Raw genomic sequence first — 21,020 nt, 5'->3', positions numbered from 1 at the left:
CTTACATCAATCGGACTGTAAGGGATTTTGTGTTCGATTGCCACGATATGTTTGCATCGCGTTGATTGGTAAACGCACCTGCATGGTTGCGCCGCCTAAAAGGCTATCGGCTGACCACACTGAGCCACTGTGCTCCTCAACAATTCTCTTGACAATGGCAAGGCCCAAGCCTGAACCTTTGGCCTTTGAGCTGACGTAGGGATCAAATAGGGATTCTTTGATGTCATCGGGTACGCCTTCTCCGCTGTCTTCAATGACTAGGTCTACGTACTGTCCAGCAACATGCTCCGCTGCTGACGTCCTAACTCGTATCTGACCTTTGTGGCTACTATCGGACACGCACACGCTCTCAATTGCGTGACAGGCATTAATAAGAAGATTGTTAAGGACCTGCCTCAAGGCGCTAGAGTTGGCTTTTATTTCGGGCAAGGTTTCACTTAAGTCGAGTGTTAATTCAATGTCTTTTAAGCTTGATACATGCAGCTCAACCACATCGCGAACAAGTTGATTTAGGTCCAAAGGTGCCAGTTTTGCCCTGACAGGTTGGGCGTAACTGGAAAACGCGTTCACCATCTCTTTCATTGATTCGACTTGCTGAACAATGGTTCTTGTACTCCGGTCTAACGTTTCTTGAAGCTCGTTATCAACATGATTGGTCAATTTATGCTTGATTCGTTCTGCGGATAGTTGAATAGGTGTGAGCGGGTTCTTAATTTCGTGCGCCAGCCTTCTAGCGACTTCTCCCCACGCGGCGTCTCGTTGAGCTTGAATTAGGTTAGTAACGTCGTCAAATACGATCACATAGGTTGCTTTAGCGTTTTCATTTGAGAACGCGTGTCGCAATTGGCTGCCACGAACGATTAGCATTTGTCGCCCATGAGTTCCCAGAAGATTGACTTCGTCTTGCCACTGTTCTTGCCCAGAATCAATTCCGAGGTTGATGAGTTCGAAGAATCGCTTACTGTGATCTTGCTGTGTTGCTAGGTCTAGCGGAGATTTTCCAAGTGCCTCACTGAGGTCCAAGCCCAAAATTTCCGCGGCAGCACTATTGGATATCTCAAGTTGCTTGCTACTATTAAACGAGAATACGCCAGAGGATAGGTTCGTGAGTACGGTTTCTAGATAGCCTTTTTGTTGTTCTGTTTCGGTTTGGCTGGCAAGCGCGGCTTGTTGGGCATCGTCGATCTTGCGGCTCATATTATTAAATGAGTTGGTTAATATACCGAGTTCATCCCGTGTGGTGACTGGCAATTGCGCCCCATAATTGCCTTCAGCAATATCCTGAGTTCCCGCGGCTAAATTAGAAATGGGAGCGACAAGGCGACGGGATAAATAAACCGCAGTGAGTATGGAAAACAATAGGCTGACTAGCGAAATAAGGCTTAACGTGACCACTAAGCCAAACTTAAGAGGGCCGCGAGCGAACACCATTTGTTTGTATTGCTTATTGGCCGATTCGACGCTGCTGGCTAATGTTGCGTAACGCAATGGTAGAACTTTAATCGCTTGTAGTCCGTAAAACTGCCGGCCGAGTTCATTGGCGGGAATAGGGGCCACGACTCTGAATTGTTGAACATCCGCTGATAAGGTCTCCAGTTGCGTGAAGGTCTGATTTAGTCGTAACTCAGAAAAAGCCTCTTCTGACGGAGGGCTGAGTAGTAGGTTTGAGGAGTTTTCTCTTGAAAAAGCGATAACACGTCCGTCATCTCGATACAGTGATAGCTCGGAATAGCCTTCTAACTCTCTGAGCTCGTCAAGGTTTCTAAGCAGGCCTCCTCCCGCCAAGCCGCCGATTAGGTTGTTGGCATAGCCTTCAACATCCGCGGTTATCTCTTCTTTTAGCCCCTCTAGAGCTGACTGACTTAAGAGTAAAGAGTCTTGGATGGTCTGTTCAATTCGAACGTCAAACCAACTGTCCACTCCTTTGTTAAGAAATTGAATTGAGAAGTAGTAAAGCAGTGAGAATGGAATCAGGGTTAAAAATAGAACGATTGAGACTAACTTAACGGTCAAGCGCGAGCCCATTTCCCCCTTTGAAAATTGCCTAACGAGGTAATAGATATTGATGACTAGGAGCAGCATTAAAACCAAAATGCCAGCCATGCCCAGGATAGCGATCCACGACAGTTGACTTTGACTTAAGCTATCGTCGCTCAAACTGCGTACTATAAGGAAACATAAGGCAAACAAAAATAGAGTGCTTACGGCGGTTACCAGCGCCGGGTGAGTTAGTACTTTTATTGCTCTACGGATTTCCATGCAGCCCACCCGGAATCAAAGTTCCATTGTTTTGACGTGTACGCACTCAGTCGAATGGGTGCAGGAAGTTCATATTTGCTTAAAGAGATCCGCAGTTGAGTCTCAGGGTCTTGACGCACGTATTCGTAGAATAGGTTCTGCGCAGACTTGCCTATGAATGCGACCCCTTGAGAACTGGATCGAAATATATAAGGCGTTGCCTTATCGTCAATGTGAACCAGGTAACGGTCGGATAAAGCGTGTTTGCTGATGACAAACTGGTGTTTCTTTCTCTGTTCTGGCCATTTCATAAACAGCCATTTTTTTATTATTGCGTAGTCGCATTTGAAAGTGAGACTGACTCCACTATCAATGGCTTCCAACGTATGTGCAGACAGTTCTATGACGGGACCTTCGACCGAGTGCTCAATACCGGGTTCCGCAACGGCCGGAAAAAAACCTTGGGTGAATAAAGACATGGCCAAAGTGAAGGGTACGACACATTTCCGGCTTAACGTCATGGTCGGTATGGCCCTACTTTAGGAGGCTTTTTGCAGTAGTGCATAGTAGAAACCATCCATTGCGTGAACGCCTTGCAACGTTTGAACTCCGTGTTCTAAACTCAGTGCAGATGGGTGGGCAACGGCAACGGCATGCGCTTCTTTGTTGGAAGACAAAAATCGTTTGATTTGATGGTCATTTTCAGAGGGCAAGATCGAACAGGTCATGTATAGCATGGTGCCACCGGGTTTTAAAAGTTGCCACAAATTTTCGATTAGTTTCTGTTGGATTGCGTTTAGTTTTTGAATATCGTCCGCTCTTCGGTGATGTTTTATATCTGGGTGACGTCGAATGACTCCCAGTCCTGAACAAGGTGCATCAATGAGAATTTTGTCGTACCCGTGCTCCGGAGGCGACCAAGTGGGTGGGAGTGTGGCATCCGCGCAAAAGACTGACGCATCAAATGAGAGTCTGGCTAGAGTCTCATGCAGCTGCTCACATCGTTTTTCAGAGATATCCAGCGCGTGCATTAGTCCTTTGTTTTCCATTCGCTCAAGCATGTGAGCGGTTTTTCCTCCTGGTGCTGCGCAGGCGTCTAAGATAGTGTCTCCTGGTTTGGCCTCAAGTATGTGCGCCGCCAACTGTGCTGCCGTGTCTTGAACTGAACACGCGCCAACATTGAATTCTGGGAGTTTGTTCACGCTAACAGGCTGACCTAATATTATTCCGTCGGGGGAGCTTTGATCGATAGTCGCGGCTATCTTCGCTTTTTCAAGCTTTTCAAGGTAGTCGTCTCTTGATTGATGGGTGGTATTCACCCTTAAGCACATTGGAGGTCGTTGATTGTTGGCGTGCATGATTGCCAAGGAGTGGTTTGGCCATGCTTCTATTATTTGGCCTTGAAGCCATTCACCATGGCTAAGGTTTATAGGATTTGAAACTTCAGCAGGGCTACGTTGATGGTTACGTAAGCAGCCATTAACGAGTTTTTTCGCCCAAACTTTATTCAACTGTTTGCAAGCCTGAACCGTCTCCGCTACGGCGGCATGATCGGCCGTTTGTAGATGACGTAACTGGTAAAAACCTACCAATAAAATGAAGTGCACCACACGATCTTTCTTACGAATAGGTGAGCGCAAGTACTTTTTAGATACCTGATCAAGTTCGCCGTACCAACGACAGACGCCATAAACCACTTCTTGCACGAACCCCTTGTCCTTAACGCTGGGTTGCTGGTTTGCGATGTAGTCATTTAATGCGGAATCCAGCGAGCGGCCTTGATCAATGATCTGCCAGCAAACTTTCGCGGCAGCGGCTCTACTGTTTAATTGTTTGTTCGATTTTTTGTGCATAACCTATTTTTAAGCGAGCGTGTCGGCTGCGCCGATTTGGTAGCCGTTGGCGAATTCTCTCCAGCTCAACGCTTTACTGCCGTCTCGTTGTAGTTCTTGTAAAAGAAGTGAGCCTTTGCCGCACTGAATTATAGCTCCTTCGTCGGAGACGGAAATTACTTTTCCGATTTCGTCGCCCATTTTCTGGCCGTCTGCGACAGAGGCTCGCCAGACTCGGATTCGAGTATCATTATGGTGGCATTGCGCTACGGGGAACGGAATAAATGCACGAATCTTTTGTTGTATTTCGGTCGCGCTTAGCGACCAGTCGATGTTGGCTTCGGTTTTCAAAATCTTTTTTGCGTAACAAGCCAATTCATCGTTTTGTGGTGTAGGAATGAGCGACGGGTTTTGATTAATTTGACGCAGAGTTTCGCAAACCCCTTTTGCGCCCAATTGAGCAAGCCTGTCGTGCAGGCTTGTTGTGGTGTCATCAATCGCGATTGGTGTCTTAAGCATTTGGTAGACCGGGCCAGTATCTAATCCTAACTCCATGCGCATAATAGAGACTCCCGATTCTGTGTCGCCGGCTTCTATTGCTCTGTGAATCGGCGCTGCGCCTCGCCACCTGGGCAGCAGAGAGGCATGAATATTGATGCAGCCGTGTTTTGGGATATCGAGGATAGATTGTGGCAATAACATGCCATAGGCGACAACGATCATTACATCGGGTTTGATGCTTTCAATCAATGCAGCCTGATCTTTCAGGCTGGACGGCTGATGTACCTCCAGCCCTAATTCTTGAGCGGCTACTTTGACGGGTGGCGGTGTTATTTTTTTTCCACGTCCAGAGCGGCGGTCAGGCTGGGTGAAAACGCCCAGTATGGCGTGTTCTTCGAATAATAGTTTAAGCGCGGGTACTGCAAAGTCAGGAGTGCCCGCAAATAGTATGTTCATCAGGATGTCTTACCGTTGTGATGTCTAGGCTGATTTGGCTCTTTTAACCAACTTTTTACGAACACGGTCCTGTTTCAGTCGAGATAAATAGTCAACAAAGACTCTCCCAGCAAGGTGGTCCATTTCATGTTGAATGCAAACAGCCAGTAGCCCATCGGCTTCGAGTTCGTATATTTCTCCTTGCTCGTCAAGGGCCGTGATTTTTATCCGCTCGGCTCTTTTAACCGGGGCATAATACTCGGGCACTGAGAGACAGCCTTCATCGTAAATTTGCTCTCCGTCTTTTTCGATGATCGTTGGATTTATTAACACCCGCGATTCATTGCGCTCCTCAGATAGATCCATGACAATGACTTGTTTGTGGACATCAACTTGAGTGGCCGCAAGCCCTATGCCATTAGCATCGTACATTGTTTCAGTCATGTCATTGACCAGGGTTTGTATTGATTTATCGACGTTTTCAACTGGCTCTGCGATCTTGCGCAGACGCTCATCCGGATATACAAGAATTTCTAAAATGGCCATAGCAGGCAACTAAATCTCTTTAATGGTTACTGTTTAAGCTAAAAATAACGTAAACTACATTCTACATTATTTACGTAACATGCTAAATTAGCTGTGATTATTGAATTTCGGATAAGATGGTTTTAGTCTTTTCCGAGGTTCTTAATGATTCGCTTTATGGTATTTTAAAAGCCATAACAATGGGTGTTTGAGGGTAGATTGTGCAACTGCGCTGCTTTACAACTAACCTAAAAAGGTGATGTTTTCGCTTTTTTAAAGTCATTAAGCAGGCCGTTGTTATGATACAAACGTATGTGCCGATGAATGATGTATTAAAATGAATTGTATGTTGTAACTAGATACGTATTTGGTACCTGTCTTATGCACGACGATCCAGTGATAATGCGAAATATGACTGCACGCGAAGATATTGTAAAGGCCGTAGGTTAAACTGTTTAAAACAGTTGATTGATGACCGTATTATGAATTATGCAAGCGAGCATGCCAATACAGTTTACGCGTTTTGGATAACTACTTGTCGTGATTGGTAGATTGGCGTTCAGCAGAGCGCAAAAAATGCACTTTTGATTAATTACAGTCGCATGATAAGAATGATAAAAATGAATATTGATAACTCAAGCATAACTACCCAGCCTGCCCAGGCAGAACGTTTTTACTCCAAAATGGGAGGGCGAATTGAAAGGTTTAAACGATCCGCGCGCGTATTGCTTTTGGCCATATCGACCTCCTTTTTTGGGACGTTTGCCGTATCAGCCGATACAGCAGGCCTAGTTGATGGGCACCCTGATCGCTATACCGTGGTCGATGGGGACACACTCTGGGGAATTTCGTCTCGATTTTTGAGCGACCCTTGGCGCTGGCCTGAAGTTTGGAAAGGAAATCCTGAGGTAGAAAATCCTGACTTGATCTATCCAGGCGATGTATTGGTGTTGTCGTTCATTGACGGTCGCCCCAGTTTGCGGGCTCTTCGACGGGAAACCGTCAAGTTGTCGCCAGAACCCAGAGCAACGTCCTTTCTGGATGCGATACCACCCATTGACCCCAGTGCTATTGAAGCGTACATAAACTCTCCTCTGGTTACTAACACTAAAGAGTTAGAGCAGGCTGGGTATATCGTGCAAGGGAAGGACAACCGTTTGGTCGCAGGAAAGTACGACCAAGTTTATGCGAGGGCAGTCGCTGAAGATGCTGATTCTTTCCGCGTTTTCCGGCCCGGCAGAACTTTCGTCGATCCAGTGAGTAAAGAGGCATTGGGTTTTGAGGCTGTCCATGTTGGCGATGCGAATATGTTACGCCGAGGCGATGATGTGTCTCGTTTGGTATTGACTAAAACTTACACGGATGCAGGCGTTAGAGACAGATTGAGACCCATTTATGAAGAACAGGCTTTGCCTTTCTTCTACCCTAAAGCTCCTGATAATGATGAGCTGAGAGGCATGATTTTAATTACTGAAAATGAAGCAACCGAATTGGGTGCAATGTCAGTTGTAGCCGTCAATTTGGGGGAAAGGGAAGGTGTTAGTGCCGGAGATGTATTCAGAATTTTAAGTCAAAAACAGACTCGTAAAGATCCGTTTAATGGCGAAAGTTATGAGATTCCCGAGGAAAAAATTGGGCTGGCACTGGTGTTTAGAACGTTTGAGAAAGTAAGCTATGCGCTTATTACTGATACGTCTCAACAGGTAACGCCGGGCGATATATTCATCAGTCCCAAGAAATAAAACGGAGTCGTCTTACTAGTAGAGTAATACTTACACGGATGTGAGTAGAGACAGTTAGTTCAATGCCATTGGAGGGCAAGTGAAATGAAGATTAGCAACACGGATGTTGTTCACAGTGATGTTAGGTTTTGGTTGAGTCTCATTAGAGACAGAAGGTGGTCTCGTAAACAAAAAAACAGGTTGTTAGCTTTTTTTGGCGGGCCGCTCAATGTATTGCGGGCTACTGATGGAGAGCGGTATGCTGTGGTTGGAAAGCCCAGAGATGCGCCACTGGTGAGGGAGCAAGATCTTAATCGTGATCTACAGTGGTTGAGCGGTGATCGTTGTGAATTTGTGCACAGGCTAGATAGCCGGTTTCCACGATTGCTGAGAGAGATCAGCGATCCTCCTTTGGGGTTCTTTTCCATAGGCAATCTGGATTTACTCGATGGACCCTGTGTCGCCATTGTAGGCTCTAGAAACCCCACTCCGGTCGGAGTGAGAGCGGCTTCAGATATTTCAAGTGAGCTCGCAGTGGCCGGGGTGTCCGTTGTTAGTGGGCTTGCGTTGGGCATTGATGGAGTGGCGCACGCGGCTGCGCTATCGTCTTGCGGACCCACTATTGCTGTCTTGGGGGCGGGGCTGGATATTATTTACCCGAATCAGAATAAGGGCCTTTTCGAGAAGGTCGCTGATAAGGGGCTTGTCTTGTCTGAATACCCTTTAGGTTTTCGACCAACAAAGTATTCTTTTCCAGATCGGAATCGCCTAGTGAGTGGGTTGAGCGAGGGGGTGGTGATTGTTGAGGCTGCGCGGCGCAGTGGAACGTTAATCACCGCCGAGCACGCGGTAGATCAAAATCGAGAGGTGCTGGTCGTACCTGGGCCCGCTGTGAGTGCTCAGTACATCGGTTCGCATAAATTGCTTCGTGAGGGGGCTTCATTGGTTTGCTCTGCCGATCAAGTGCTCGAGCAGCTGTCTACTGAACTCTCATCGTATTGTTTCTCAAGGTCGGTGGTAAAGAAGAAGGTGCACAGTTCAACGCAGTCTTTAACTAAAGCAGAGGCGACAGTCATGGGAGTGTTGGACTATGAGTCAGTTGGTGTCGATTCGATCGTGGAGAAGACTTCGTTGACGGCTGCGGAAGTTTCGGCCATTCTATTGGAGTTAGAGCTCAATGGTTGTGTAGCAAAAACTATTGAAGGTGGTTACATTAAAACAATTTAGCTCGGTAAATATAGAGTGGTGAGGTAATAGTGAAAGAGGATATGTTAGAAGTGCTGGTTTATCTTTTTGAAAACTACATTGCCGATGGTATGGAGTGGGATGCCGATCATTCAGAAATTGAAGAAGAGTTGCTCGGCGCAGGTTTTGATGGATCAGAAATTGACAAAGCTTTTTTGTGGTTAGAAGAGCTACTTATCGTATGTGAGCAAGAATCAATAACGCCTTTTAACGTCAAAAACACAACGTTAGTTCGACATTACTCTGAGCCTGAACAAGATCGGCTAGGCATAGAAGGCCGGGCGCTTATTACACGCCTAGTGAATACTGGTGTGTTAGATCTTAATTCTCGAGAAATGGTGATCGACCGCGTGCTTGCACTCGATTCCAAGGATATAAATATCGATCATATTAAATGGGTGGTATTGATGGTATTGAGTAATCAGCCTGGTTTCGAAGAAATTTCTGAGTGGGCAGAAAGCATTGTTGGGGACGGACTCGTGCCGTTGATTCATTAGCGTTTATCGCTGTTAGGTAGGCACTCAAAGCGTTAAATATGGAAAGTTTACACTTGTAGTGCTTGCTCGAACCATAAAATGAGTGGATACTCGCGCCGCTTATGTGGCCTCCAATTTGCCGTCTTTTCTCGCATCATGCCTGCTTTTGGATTGGAGAAACGCTGTAATTCAAGATTATCTGGCCTTGAGTTGAAATAATGCATACCCCAATAAAGGTATTGTTATCTTGATGAAAACTCGGTTATGGTAATTAAGGGCTCGAGAGAGCGATGATAAGTTACAACCTTTTTTGGAAATAGAAATAGAATACTAATATGGGTAAATCTTTAGTGATTGTGGAGTCGCCAGCGAAAGCGAAAACGATCAATAAGTATCTTGGGAGCGACTACATTGTAAAATCCAGCGTTGGCCATATTCGTGATTTACCTACCAGTGGTAGCGATAAAAAAAACGTAGACCCGAAAGAAAGGGCTCGACAAGCAGCCATTACTCGCAAGCTGTCACCAGAAGATAAGGTGATCCATCGAAAAAAGAAGGCCAAAGCGCAGTTGATTCGAAGGATGGGGATTAACCCTGATAGTGACTGGTCCGCTCGATATGAAATCTTGCCTGGTAAAGAAAAGGTTGTGGATGAGTTGGTTAGCTTGGCCAAGAATGCAGACACCATCTACCTCGCGACTGATATGGACAGAGAGGGAGAGGCAATAGCATGGCATCTTCAAGAAGCCATCGGTGGAGATCCCGCTCGATATCGACGGGTTGTGTTTAATGAGATCACAAAGCCGGCAATTCAAGCAGCCTTTGAAAATCCTGGGCCAGTGGATATGGCCCGTGTAAATGCCCAACAGGCGAGGCGTTTTCTTGATCGTGTTGTAGGCTACATGGTGTCCCCGCTACTTTGGGCAAAAATTGCTCGAGGATTGTCTGCTGGTCGCGTTCAATCGGTTGCATTGCGTTTGGTTGTTGAGCGTGAGCGCGAAATTAGAGCGTTTATTCCTGAGGAGTATTGGGATCTATTTGCCGATCTAAAAACCGGCAATCAAAATGACGTGAAGTTCGAGGTTAAAAACCACAAAGGCGTTGCCTTCCGGCCAGTCAATGAGGAGCAAGCCTCGACAGCAGTTGCCGAGCTTGAGAATGAACAATTTATAATATCGGACGTTAATGAGCGTCCAACCAGTACTAAACCTACGGCCCCATACATTACGTCGACACTTCAGCAGGCTGCGAGCACGCGGTTGGGTTTCGGTGTTAAGAAAACCATGATGCTGGCCCAACGGCTGTATGAAGCAGGCTATATAACGTATATGCGTACTGACTCAACGAATTTGAGTAAGACCGCTGTGGACGACTGTCGCGGATACATCAATTCTGAGTTCGGAAAAAAATACTTGCCTAGTGCACCCATATCTTATTCGAGCAAGGATGGTGCTCAGGATGCTCACGAAGCGATTAGGCCCTCAGATGTTAATGTTAAGCCAACGCAAATTAGTAATGTTGATCGCGACGCTGAGCGGCTTTATACGTTGATTTGGCGCCAATTCGTTGCTTGCCAAATGGTGCCTGCTAAATTTTTGAGTACTCGCGTCACTATTAATGCCGGAGACTATGAGCTCAGAACTCGTGGTAGGGTTGTGGTCTTTGATGGTTATCAGAAGGTTCAGCCTCCGATGAGTAGAGGCGATGATGATGGCGTCTTGCCTGCTATGAAGGTTGGTGAGGTATTGCATTTGACGTCCTTGTTGCCATCACAACATTTTACTAAGCCGCCTGCCAGATACACAGAAGCTAGTTTAGTTAAGGAGTTGGAAAAACGCGGTATAGGACGCCCTTCGACTTATGCAGCGATCATTTCGACGATTCAGGATCGTGGGTATGTCAATGTAGAGAAACGACGTTTTTATGCTCAAAAAATGGGCGACATCGTAACCGAAAGATTGGTAGAGAGTTTTACAGATCTCATGGATTACGACTTTACAGCCAATATGGAAGCAGCGCTGGATGACGTCGCAAAGGGGCGGCGTCAATGGCGTGATTTGCTGGATAGTTTTTACAGTGATTTTTCTCAAACCCTATTGAAAGCCGAGAACGATGATGACGGTGGGATGAGGCCGAACTCGCCGACGGAAACCGATATTGAATGCGGCACCTGTGGTCGTAATATGCAAATTCGCACGGGCAGCACAGGGGTGTTTTTAGGGTGTTCAGGGTATTCCTTGCCGCCAAAGGAGCGGTGCAAATCCACTATGAATTTGGTATCAGGTGATGAGGCTGTTAACGTTGATGAGGATGACGAGGCTGAAGCAAAGCTTCTGATTTTGAAGCGACATTGCCGTATTTGTAACTCCGCAATGGATGGCTATTTGCTGGACGAAAAGCGTAAGCTGCACATATGTGGCAATAATCCAGATTGTTCCGGCTTCGAAATAGAAGCAGGGTCATTTAAAATTAAGGGCTACGAAGGGCCTGTGCTGGACTGCGACAAGTGTGGCAGTGAAATGCAGCTTAAGAATGGTCGCTTTGGCAAGTATTTTGGGTGTACAAATGATGAGTGTAAAAATACTCGAAAGTTGCTTCGAAATGGAGAGGCAGCGCCGCCTAAAATGGACCCAGTGCAGATGCCGGAGCTCAAATGCTTAAAGGTGGATGATCATTATGTCTTGAGGGATGGCGCATCGGGCATGTTCTTGGCGGCAAGTGGTTTTCCAAAAAACCGTGAGACACGCGCACCTCTGGTCGCGGAAATACTGCCACATAAAGACGAGATAGACAGTAAATATAATTACTTATTTATGGCTCCAGTCGCTGATGATGATGGGCTGCCTACCGTTATTCGTTATAGCCGTAAAACCAAAGAAATCTACGTTCAGTCTGAAGAAGAAGGTAAAGCGACGGGGTGGAAAGCGTTTTATGAAGGAGGCAAGTGGGTCGTCACTGCCAAGAAGACGGTAAAGAAAAAAGCCAAGAAAAAAGCGGCTAAAAAGAAAGCAAAGAAAAAAGCTAAAAAGAAAGTAAGTAAAAAAGTCTAGGCTCGGGCTCGACTCGGCTTCGACCTAGCCCCAAAAGGGTTATTAAATTTGACTGATCGTGAGTTTACAGCAAGCCTCTTTAGTCTAGTGTGGCTCACGATCATTGTCTGGCTTGTATTTAAAACAGACCGTCCGTGTCTTCTTCAGACTCGATGATTCTTTCTTCAGGCAGAGTTGGGTCATCAAGAATGAGTGCGTCGTCTAGCTCTTCAAAGTCGCTATCTTGATCTAACATTTCGCCAATCACATCGGCGCCTTCATCGCTGATCTCTAAAGATCTGCTTGTGTCGCCCAGCATGCTGTCGACGAAATTTTCCATAAGCGTGTATTCTGGCGTTAGATTTTCAATCGTAAAGTACTCAGCAGTTGCGCTAGGATTGCTTTCGTCTGTCCTTTGTCCGTTGTTGCGATCGACGAACCCTGTTTCAATGTACGGAGGGATAACGTCTCGATCTACTTCGACTCCATTTAGGCCGACTTTCATATAATCGATCCAAATTGGCAGCGCAGCCAAGCTGCCCGCTTCGCCTTTACCCATGGAGCTGGGTTGATCAAATCCAACCCAAACTGTGGTGACAACGTTAGAAGTAAAGCCGCTAAACCACGCGTCGACGTAATCGTTTGTGGTGCCTGTTTTTCCAGCAATATCGGGGCGATTAAGGCTTAGCGCTTTGCGCGCCGTCCCTCGTTTTACCACATCCTTTAACATGCTGACGATCATGAAATTATTTGCGTGTGTCATTACGCGTGGTGCCGGGTAGGTGTTAGCGTCAATGTCTAAACTCTCTTTTTGCTCTGACACCTCGAGTGTGATTAGGCTTTGGTCTTGGTTGGATGGTTCATCGACGTCTAGGGCAAAATCCGGCTCGACCTCTGGTTGCTCGATTTCAGGCTTTGGCAGGTAGTCTAGAATGCATTCGTCGCAATAGGTGGGCTGGGGAGCCTCAAAAATGACCGCTCCGGATCTGTCTGTTATGCGCTCTATGAAATAGGGTGAAATTTTGTATCCGCCGTTTGCTAAGACAGCGTATGAGGAAATCATTTCAATGGGCTTAACGCCGCCAGACCCGAGTGCCATGGTGAGTGTGCTTGAGAAACGAGATAAATCGATTCCAAACCGAGACACGTAATCTCGCGCGAATGGGATTCCGATTGCCCTAAGTAGTCTTATCGAAACTAAGTTCATCGACTTACTCAACGCAACCCGCATGCGAGTAGGGCCAAAAAACTTGCCGCTGTAATTTTCAGGTCTCCATCTGGTGCCGTGAGTCGGGTCTGTAAGCACTATAGGAGCGCCGCTAATCAAGCTTGCAGGGCTAAAGCCTTTCTCCAGTGATGCCGAGTAAATAAATGGCTTAATGTTAGACCCTGGTTGACGAATTGACTGAGTAGCGCGGTTATACTTATTTAGGAAGAAATCATATCCTCCAACTAGAGAGATAATTCGACCATTGGACGGGTCAAGAGAAATAATAGAGCCGCTTACGTCGGGAATTTGCGATAGAACCCAGCGGTTAGGCTCTTTTTGTTCGCTCGTTGATGCATCTTTGTCCTCTGCTGGGGCAACATAGGCGATGTCACCGACTTTGAATAAATCATCCCATGCGGTAACAGGGGGGCCCACTTTATTTGCGTTAATGTGCTTTTTAGCCCATTTAGCTTCTTTCAGGTCTATTGAGGTAAAACCGCTGTCTCTCGACCATATCCTTGCAAGAAATGAATCATTTTCGTTTGAAAAGCCAAGTATTAGTGCGGGACTCTGTTCTTGGCTGCCTGGGAACTCTCTTAGCGCATCTTCGTATAACTCAGATGCGTTTTCATTTGTTATCTCAAGCTCGCTCAGATCAATGTGCCCTACTGGGCCTCTGAACCCGTGTCTGCGATCGTAGGCCCTCAATCCTGATCTAAGTGCGTTAGTGGCGGCCACCTGTTTGTCGGATTCAACGGTGGTGTACACGTTAAGTCCTTGCCAGTAAGCGCCTTCACCATATTGCTCGGTGAGTTGTGAGCGTACCATTTCAGCGATGTGCGGGGCGTTTAGCCCGGTTTCACGCGCATGCTTTTCGGCCGTCACAGGTGCGTCTACCGCGTCGGAATAGGCGGATTCGGTTATCCATTCCAGAGATTTCATTCTCTTTAGGACATAATTGCGTCGGATTGTTGCTCTTTCGGGGTTTCTGAGAGGGTTGTAGCTCGATGGCGCCTTCGGCAGCCCCGCTAACATGGCGATTTGGGCCAGGCTCAGTTGATCCAATGTGGTTCCGTAATACACCTCGGAGGCCGCTCCAAAACCATAGGCGCGGTGGCCAAGGAAAATTTTATTCAGATAGAGGGACAGAATTTCCTCTTTGTCTAGGACTTGCTCTAAACGTATCGCTAGCAAAATTTCCTTAATTTTTCTTGTGTAGGTTTTCTCGGGCGTGAGATAGAAGTTTCGAGCCACTTGCATGGTGATTGTGCTCGCGCCTTGACCGGAGCGTCCGCTACTGAAATTGGCGAGTGCAGCTCTCACCAAACCAAAGAGGTCGATGCCTAAGTGATTGAAAAAGTTGTCATCTTCACTGGCTAAAACCGCGTTGATCAACGCTTGTGGCGTGTCCTCAAAGTCGATGGGTATGCGCCGCTCGTTGCCGAACTCGCTGATTAATAGGCCATCCGAAGAAAAGACACGCAGAGGGACTTTAAGTTCAATTTCGCGGATGCCGTCGGCATCGGGTAGCCCTTTTGCAAACTCCAATACTACGAACGTGCCGATGAATAGCCCAAGGCAAGTAAGGGCGCTTAGGGCGGTCGTGATTTTCAACCAGAGCTTAGACTTATTCAAAATGCCTGCGGTATTAGAATGGTTTTGTACAAGCGGATAATATATTAATTGTTGGATTTCCTAAATAGAAGTGTGGCATTATTGCCACGGGTTGGTTAGACTTTAAGGTAAGTGATTATAAAAACAATATAAATAGCGGTTTTTTATGGAGGTTTCTTGAAACTTTTCAGCCCAAAATCCAAAGCAGTCGTCGGAATCGATATCGGAACGCACTCCGTTAAAGTCGTCGAACTTGCAGGAACAAAAGCAAATCCAAGAGTTATCGCATGGGGAGTAGCCCCCTTGCCTGTTGGTGCGTTTTCAGAAAATGCGATCGCAAACGCCGAGCTCATAGCAGACACTTTGTCTGGCTTGTTGGTCAGCTCTGGCGTTAAAGGAACCACTGTTTCGGTTGCCGTATCCTCTTCGCACGCGATTACCAAAGTGTTAGGAATGCCCACCGGTATGGGTGATCTAGAAATGGAAGAGCAAATCAGCATTGAGGCGTTGCACTTTATTCCTTACCCGATTGATGAAGTGAACTTGGATTTCGAAGTGTTGGGGCCGTCTTTATCTAACGACTCCGAAGAAGATGTTCTTTTGGTTGCCTGCCGCAGAACCATTGTTGAAGATTATATTGATTTGATTGAAAGCCTTGAGTTGAGTCTAGAGTACGTAGACATCGATACTTATGCTCTCGAGCGCGTTTACCGATCTCAGAATAATTTAGGCTCACATTCGGATGAGCCAGTTGCTATTTTTGATATTGGATCCTCGAGTAGCCACTTAATGGTGGTCGATGGTGAAAGGGTCCTTTATTCGCGTCATCAAAATTTTGGCGCAGCCCAGTTGGTTAAATTGATTCGCAAGGAATATGGGGTTTCTGCTGAGGAAGCTGAAGAGATTCTTAATTCTTCGCAGCCGCCGGCTGACTTTCTCAGTGCTGTACAAGAGCCATACGTTGAAATGTTGCGGCAGGAAATCAGTCGCGCCCTTCAGTTTTTCTATTCGTCCAGCTCTCACTCGAATATCGATAGCGTAGTATTAACTGGTGCAAGTTGTGCGCTAGCCGGGTTAGGCGGAGATCTTGAGCTCAAGCTACGCTCGAAGGTGGTTGTTCTCAATCCGTTCACTAACGCCAATGTGCAATCTAGGCGAGATGCTGTGTTGGCGAAGGCGCCGGCTCTTGCTATGGCGTACGGCTTGTCTTTGCGAGGTTTAAACTAATGGCAAATATTAACTTACTGCCTTGGCGTGAGGCTCAGCGACGTGAGCGCAATCAAATGACACTGTTTATGTGTATTGGTTTGTGGGTAGTCGCTGGTCTTATCGTGTTCGCAGCAAAGACATTTATGGATATGCGAATCGATCATCAAGAGTCGCGTAATCGATATTTGCAAACTGAAATTAATAAGCTTTCTAAAATTATAAATGAGATTGAAACGTTAAAAGACAAGCGAGATGCACTTTTGGCGAGAATGGAAGTAATACAGAATTTGCAGCAAAACCGCTCACAAATCGTACATGTGTTTGATGATCTGGTTAGCAAGTTACCTAAAGGTGTTTATTACGACAATGTTTCTAAGAGTAATCGCGGGCTTAGCATTAATGGTAAAGCTCAGTCGAATGGACGCGTTTCGGCTCTAATGCGTAGTCTTGATGCATCAGATTGGTTTGATGGCGCCAGTTTGAAAGTGGTTGATGTGATCGATGAAAATGGTGCTTTGGTCAGTAAGTTTGATTTGAGCGTTAAAGAAGAGCGTAAAGATAAAAATAGTGACAATCTAGGTGATCTTTGATTGAGCCGCGCAATTTAGCAAATTATAAGAAGATATCGTTATGGGACTAATAGAAGAATTAAATGGCTTAGACTTCAATGACATCGGGTCGTGGACTCGTAGAGTCAAGCTGATTATGGCCGGTGTTTTGGCCATTGGCCTAATTTTCGCTGGTTATCACTTTGTAATAAAAAAACAAATTGCGAGCCTAACGAAGGTCGAGAAAAAAGAGCCCACTCTGAAGAATACTTACCTCGATAAGAAGGCTTTAGCAATTAATTTAGATGCCTACAAACAACAAATGGTTGAGGCTGAAGAAACATTCGGTGTGTTGTTGAAACAATTGCCCAACGAAAGTGAAATCCCTGATTTGTTAATTGATATGACTCAAGTTGGATTATCAAGAGGGTTGCAATTTCAGCAAATTCGACCCGGTAATGTTATTGAAAAAGATTTTTACGCCGAAAAATTGGTTAATGTGAGAGCGACCGGAACCTATCATCAAATCGCCGGTTTCGTGAGTGATATAGCGGCTCTGCAAAGAATTATTAATGTCGATAACTTTGGTCTTAGGCGAATAGCTGGAACTGATGAATTGACATTGAATGCAGTCACCAAAACCTACCACTATTTGGAAGAAGCTGATGTCAAGTAAATTTAAACAACATGCTAAGTCGGCGTGGACGTTAAGGCTTAGTTCGTTAGCTTGTGCAGTCGTTTTGAGCGGCTGCGTGGGTGGGGATATGTCTGACTTGGAAAATTTCGTAAAGACAGCGCACCAAGATAGAAAGCCTGAGATAGAGCCATTACCAGAAATTCCACCTTTTAAAGCGTTCGAGTATGAAAGGGAAGATGAAACTGATCCATTTAGTGCTGCAAACATCGTTTCTAATGATGGTGATGGGCGAGGAGTGGGTGTTGGTAAGCGACCTGATGCTGATAGACGTAAAGAGCCGTTAGAGAAATTTCCTTTAGATGCTCTTCGCATGGTGGGCACCATAACTAAAGAAGGAGTTCCTCATGTTGTTGTAAAGACCAATGAAGGTACTGCGGTGTTGGCTACTTTGGGAAGTTATATGGGGCAAAATGATGGAAAAATTAAAGAAATAGTTCCAGAAGAGCAGCGAGTGGTGCTAGTAGAAACCGTTCTCGATCCAGCGGGGCGATGGGTGACTCGTGACGTAGAAATAACAATAGATGAATCATGAAATTAGGAAGCAGAATTATGAAAGCAAGCCGAATCAATAGCCGCGTGCAAACAAGCTTCAAGTGCCTTGTCGCAATGGTTGTCATCTGCGGCACCGCAATAACACATACTGTACACGCACAAACAGTGAATTTGACTGACATTGTGCACAGTAAACTGAGCGGTGATAATGTACAAATTAATATCGTGGCCGATGCGCCATTAGCCGAGCCGGGCAGTTTCAGTACCGACACGCCTGCTCGTATCGCGTTAGACTTTTTTGGAATGAAAAGTCAGTTAGCTTCTGCGCAAACTTTGGTTGAAGCTGGAAAAGTCAAAAGCGTGGTTGCCGTTGAAACTTCAGATAGAACGCGCGTTATTGTGAACCTTTATGAATCCGCGCGATACACATTAAACGAAAGCGAAAACGGCTACTCGATCACTATTTTTCAAGAGGAGGCGGATTTAAGCGCAACATTGGCTCCTAAACCTTTTTCTAAACGACCCGATGTGATTGCGGATGTTTCTGTTTCTAATATAGACTTTCGCCGTTCAGAAGCCGGCGGGGGAACATTAATTGTCGACTTGGATGATGATAATTTTGCGGTAGATACTCGCGAGCGAGATGGGGAAATTGTCGTTGACTTGATCGGTGTAAACTTGCCATCTACGTACGAGCAGAGTTTGGACGTTACTGATTTCGCAACGCCAGTGAAGAAAGTGGACTCCTTTCAAAACTCGGAAAATGTCAGGATTGTTGTTGTCCCGCAGGGCAAGTATCAGCATCTGTCTTTTCAGGCTGGAGGTCGTTTTACCTTGATCGTAGATCCGATCATAGAAAAAGAAGAAGACCTTCGTAATGAGGCCGACCTCGCTTTAGGTTATGAAGGTGAAAGGCTGTCGATCAATTTTCAAAACATCGATGTGCGCTCTGCGCTGGCGGTGATTGCTGACTTTACTGGGATCAATTTTGTTACCAGTGATGCAGTTCAAGGCTCAATAACGATCAACTTGAAAGATGTACCTTGGGATCAGGCATTGGATGTCATTCTCAGAACCAAAGGCTTGGGACAGAGAAAGACCGGTAATGTCGTATGGATTGCACCAAATCCTGAGCTACAGAAATTTGAAGAAGAGGAGCTAAAGGCAAACGCAGTGATTGCTGAATACGCGCCTTTAGTGACAGAGGTTGTGCAGATAAATTACGCTAAGGCGCAGGCTATTGCAGATGTGGTTAAATCAGTAAAAGTCGTGCGGCAGGGAGCGATTTCATCTTCGAATAATTTTGCGGACAGTGTTCAAAATTCTTTGAATGTGACAGAAACAGACAAAAACTCTTTATTAAGTTCTAGAGGAAGTGTCACCGTTGATGCGCGAACGAATAGTTTGTTGGTTCAAGACGTTCCTGAAAAAATCAAAGAGCTAAGAAAGGTCATTGCAAAGCTTGATAAGCCGGTTAGGCAAGTGCTCATTGAGACTAGAATAGTCGAAGCTAATGATAACTTCAGTCGCGAACTGGGTGCTCGATTGGGTTTTCAGCGAGTTACTGAGAATGCTCGATTTCCTGGCGCCAATGATTCTAACATTGGCACAGTATTCGGAAGCGGAACTCTAGCGGGTAATACTACTTTGGTTAACTCCTATAATGAGCAGCAGCAAGCTATTGCTGATGATCCTTTTGGTTTTCCGCCACCATTAACATTCGATACCAGCACTGGTACGCCGGGCGGTTTGGCTGTAGATCTCGGTGCTAATGCTATTGGTGGTAATAACGCAGCGTCCTATGCTGTGGATATCTTTCGCGCAGGAACTGGGTTTGGAAATTTAATTACTCTAGAGCTCTCTGCATTGCAAGCTGACGGTAGAGGCAAGATTGTTGCAAGTCCTCGGCTGCTGACTGCTAATCAAAAAGAAGCCAGAATCAGCCAAGGACAAGAGGTCTTCGTCACTATTCCTGGTAACGGTGGTGGTGCCGGTGGTGGCGGTGGTGGCCTTGAGAGAATCGATGCTGAATTGGAATTGATCGTTACTCCTCAGATCACCCCGGATGACAGAGTGATTTTGGATGTTAATATTATACAAGACCAATTGATCAATGCGTCGGGTACGTTTACTACGCTCGGAACCAAGGAAATTGAAACTCAAGTATTGGCCGATAACGGTGAAACCGTGGTGATTGGTGGTATTTATCAAGAGCGAGAAACGAGCGGCGAGACAAAGGTTCCCTTATTGGGTGACGTGCCTGTTCTGGGCAATTTGTTTAAAAAGAAGAGCAAAGAGTCGATTCGCACCGAGTTACTTATCTTTTTGACACCAAAAATTATCAGTCCGAAATTGAATTTGGGATAATGATCACTATACTATGACGATCCGCTGCATACTTAATTGTGTGCAGCATCTAAATTTGTACAAGGCAGGAGCTGAGTCTCCTGCTTTTGTTTTCGTATAGCCTTACAATTTACGTTTATGCTTGCGAAAACTTCAGTGCTCATGTCGGCTTTCGACAGCTCTCCAAACATTTGAATACACTATGCAAAATATCATTCTAATCGGCCCGATGGGGTCAGGGAAAACCACCGTAGGAAAACAACTTGCTAAGCGGCTACGTTTAGACTTTGTTGATTCGGATCACATGATTGAAGAGCGATGCGGCGTTTCCATTTCCACGATTTTTGATATTGAAGGGGAAGACGGGTTTCGTAAGCGTGAAACAAAGATGTTATCTGAGTTATGTGAGCGAGCTGGTGTGGTTCTTGCTACCGGTGGAGGTGCGATCACCAGCGAAGAAAATCGTATTCTCCTGCGAAAAGGATACGTTATCTACTTAAAAACGAGTATCGAAACGCAATTGGCTCGTACGCAAAAGAACCAAAATCGTCCTTTATTGGAAAATGTAGATGCAGAAAGCAAATTGGTAGAGCTTATGTCTGAGCGTGGCGTTTTGTATGAGCAAGAGGCTGATTTAATCGTTGTCTCAGGCGATCGGATTGTGTCGAAGGTTGTTGATGAAATTATTGAAGCTATGGATCGTTAGAGTTCATTAAGTTTCTGCCTAAAATTTCCACAGTCCTTGGATTGGGTTGTGGTTAGATAGTGGCTATTAGGTTGAATGATTGCAGGGATGGTGACTAGGGAGTCGTTTTAGCATATACTATGGCTCCATTTGACTTTAAACCGAATAAAATTCGGTTTGCTTGATGTTTTTGAAAATATATTCAGTTGCTCTTTGG

At 45.8% G+C, this 21,020-nt stretch carries 16 protein-coding genes; 10 read left to right on the top strand and 6 right to left on the bottom strand.

Going from position 1 to position 21,020, the window contains the following annotated elements:
• Positions 1-6: 6 nt before the first annotated feature.
• Genes ABWW54_RS18365 through def form a run of 5 tightly spaced genes read right to left on the bottom strand, consistent with a single transcriptional unit; the run spans position 7 to position 5,552 of the window.
• Complete coding sequence (locus tag ABWW54_RS18365; RefSeq protein ID WP_353414444.1) at positions 7-2,259, bottom strand: sensor histidine kinase; 2,253 nt, start codon at positions 2,257-2,259, stop codon at positions 7-9.
• A complete protein-coding gene (locus ABWW54_RS18360) occupies positions 2,238-2,717 on the bottom strand; it encodes a DUF4390 domain-containing protein (protein WP_353414443.1) in 480 nt (159 codons plus the stop codon). The genes ABWW54_RS18365 and ABWW54_RS18360 overlap by 22 nt, the downstream gene beginning before the upstream one ends.
• Before the next feature lie 60 nt (positions 2,718-2,777).
• The gene (rsmB, locus tag ABWW54_RS18355) at positions 2,778-4,091 is read right to left on the bottom strand and encodes a 16S rRNA (cytosine(967)-C(5))-methyltransferase RsmB (protein WP_353414441.1); all 1,314 of its coding nucleotides are present in this window, start codon (positions 4,089-4,091) and stop codon (positions 2,778-2,780) included.
• A 9-nt stretch (positions 4,092-4,100) separates the two neighbouring features.
• On the bottom strand, positions 4,101-5,027 hold the full coding sequence (gene fmt, locus ABWW54_RS18350; protein WP_353414439.1) for a methionyl-tRNA formyltransferase: 927 nt from the start codon (positions 5,025-5,027) through the stop codon (positions 4,101-4,103).
• A gap of 24 nt (positions 5,028-5,051) precedes the next feature.
• Positions 5,052-5,552: a peptide deformylase gene (gene def / locus ABWW54_RS18345; RefSeq protein WP_353414437.1), complete on the bottom strand. Its 501-nt coding sequence runs from the start codon at positions 5,550-5,552 to the stop codon at positions 5,052-5,054.
• A gap of 599 nt (positions 5,553-6,151) precedes the next feature.
• Here def and ABWW54_RS18340 point away from each other — a divergent pair.
• The 4 genes from ABWW54_RS18340 to topA all read left to right on the top strand — a co-directional run bounded on the left by ABWW54_RS18340 (position 6,152) and on the right by topA (position 12,023).
• The gene (locus ABWW54_RS18340) at positions 6,152-7,273 is read left to right on the top strand and encodes a LysM peptidoglycan-binding domain-containing protein (RefSeq protein WP_353414435.1); all 1,122 of its coding nucleotides are present in this window, start codon (positions 6,152-6,154) and stop codon (positions 7,271-7,273) included.
• Positions 7,274-7,357: 84 nt separating this feature from the next.
• A complete protein-coding gene (gene dprA, locus ABWW54_RS18335) occupies positions 7,358-8,479 on the top strand; it encodes a DNA-processing protein DprA (RefSeq protein ID WP_353414433.1) in 1,122 nt (373 codons plus the stop codon).
• Positions 8,480-8,520: 41 nt separating this feature from the next.
• Positions 8,521-8,994: a Smg family protein gene (locus ABWW54_RS18330; protein ID WP_353414432.1), complete on the top strand. Its 474-nt coding sequence runs from the start codon at positions 8,521-8,523 to the stop codon at positions 8,992-8,994.
• A gap of 314 nt (positions 8,995-9,308) precedes the next feature.
• Positions 9,309-12,023: a type I DNA topoisomerase gene (gene topA, locus ABWW54_RS18325; protein WP_353414430.1), complete on the top strand. Its 2,715-nt coding sequence runs from the start codon at positions 9,309-9,311 to the stop codon at positions 12,021-12,023.
• 118 nt (positions 12,024-12,141) lie between these two features.
• Here topA and ABWW54_RS18320 read toward each other — a convergent pair whose 3' ends face one another.
• Complete coding sequence (locus ABWW54_RS18320) at positions 12,142-14,826, bottom strand: penicillin-binding protein 1A (RefSeq protein WP_353414429.1); 2,685 nt, start codon at positions 14,824-14,826, stop codon at positions 12,142-12,144.
• Between the two features lie 177 nt (positions 14,827-15,003).
• Here ABWW54_RS18320 and pilM point away from each other — a divergent pair, with 177 nt between their 5' ends.
• The 6 genes from pilM to aroK all read left to right on the top strand — a co-directional run bounded on the left by pilM (position 15,004) and on the right by aroK (position 20,824).
• On the top strand, positions 15,004-16,053 hold the full coding sequence (gene pilM / locus ABWW54_RS18315; protein ID WP_353414427.1) for a type IV pilus assembly protein PilM: 1,050 nt from the start codon (positions 15,004-15,006) through the stop codon (positions 16,051-16,053).
• Positions 16,053-16,625: a PilN domain-containing protein gene (locus ABWW54_RS18310; protein WP_353414425.1), complete on the top strand. Its 573-nt coding sequence runs from the start codon at positions 16,053-16,055 to the stop codon at positions 16,623-16,625. The genes pilM and ABWW54_RS18310 overlap by 1 nt, the downstream gene beginning before the upstream one ends.
• Positions 16,626-16,665: 40 nt before the next feature.
• Entirely contained in the window at positions 16,666-17,259 is a 594-nt protein-coding gene (locus ABWW54_RS18305) for a type IV pilus inner membrane component PilO (RefSeq protein WP_353414423.1), read from the top strand.
• Positions 17,249-17,812 carry a pilus assembly protein PilP gene (locus ABWW54_RS18300; protein ID WP_353414422.1) on the top strand — a complete coding sequence of 188 codons (564 nt, stop codon included), beginning with the start codon at positions 17,249-17,251 and terminating at the stop codon, positions 17,810-17,812. The genes ABWW54_RS18305 and ABWW54_RS18300 overlap by 11 nt, the downstream gene beginning before the upstream one ends.
• A gap of 17 nt (positions 17,813-17,829) precedes the next feature.
• Positions 17,830-20,139: a type IV pilus secretin PilQ gene (locus ABWW54_RS18295; RefSeq protein ID WP_353414420.1), complete on the top strand. Its 2,310-nt coding sequence runs from the start codon at positions 17,830-17,832 to the stop codon at positions 20,137-20,139.
• A 181-nt stretch (positions 20,140-20,320) separates the two neighbouring features.
• Positions 20,321-20,824 (top strand): shikimate kinase AroK, encoded by a 504-nt coding sequence (aroK, locus tag ABWW54_RS18290; protein ID WP_353414418.1) that lies wholly within the window; start codon positions 20,321-20,323, stop codon positions 20,822-20,824.
• Positions 20,825-21,020 lie beyond the last annotated feature (196 nt).

The organism is Arenicella sp. 4NH20-0111, assembly GCF_040366405.1.
Taxonomy (GTDB): domain Bacteria; phylum Pseudomonadota; class Gammaproteobacteria; order Arenicellales; family Arenicellaceae; genus Arenicella.
The sequence above is the reverse complement of the archived record's forward strand: the minus strand, read 5'-3'. Positions and strand labels throughout refer to the sequence as shown.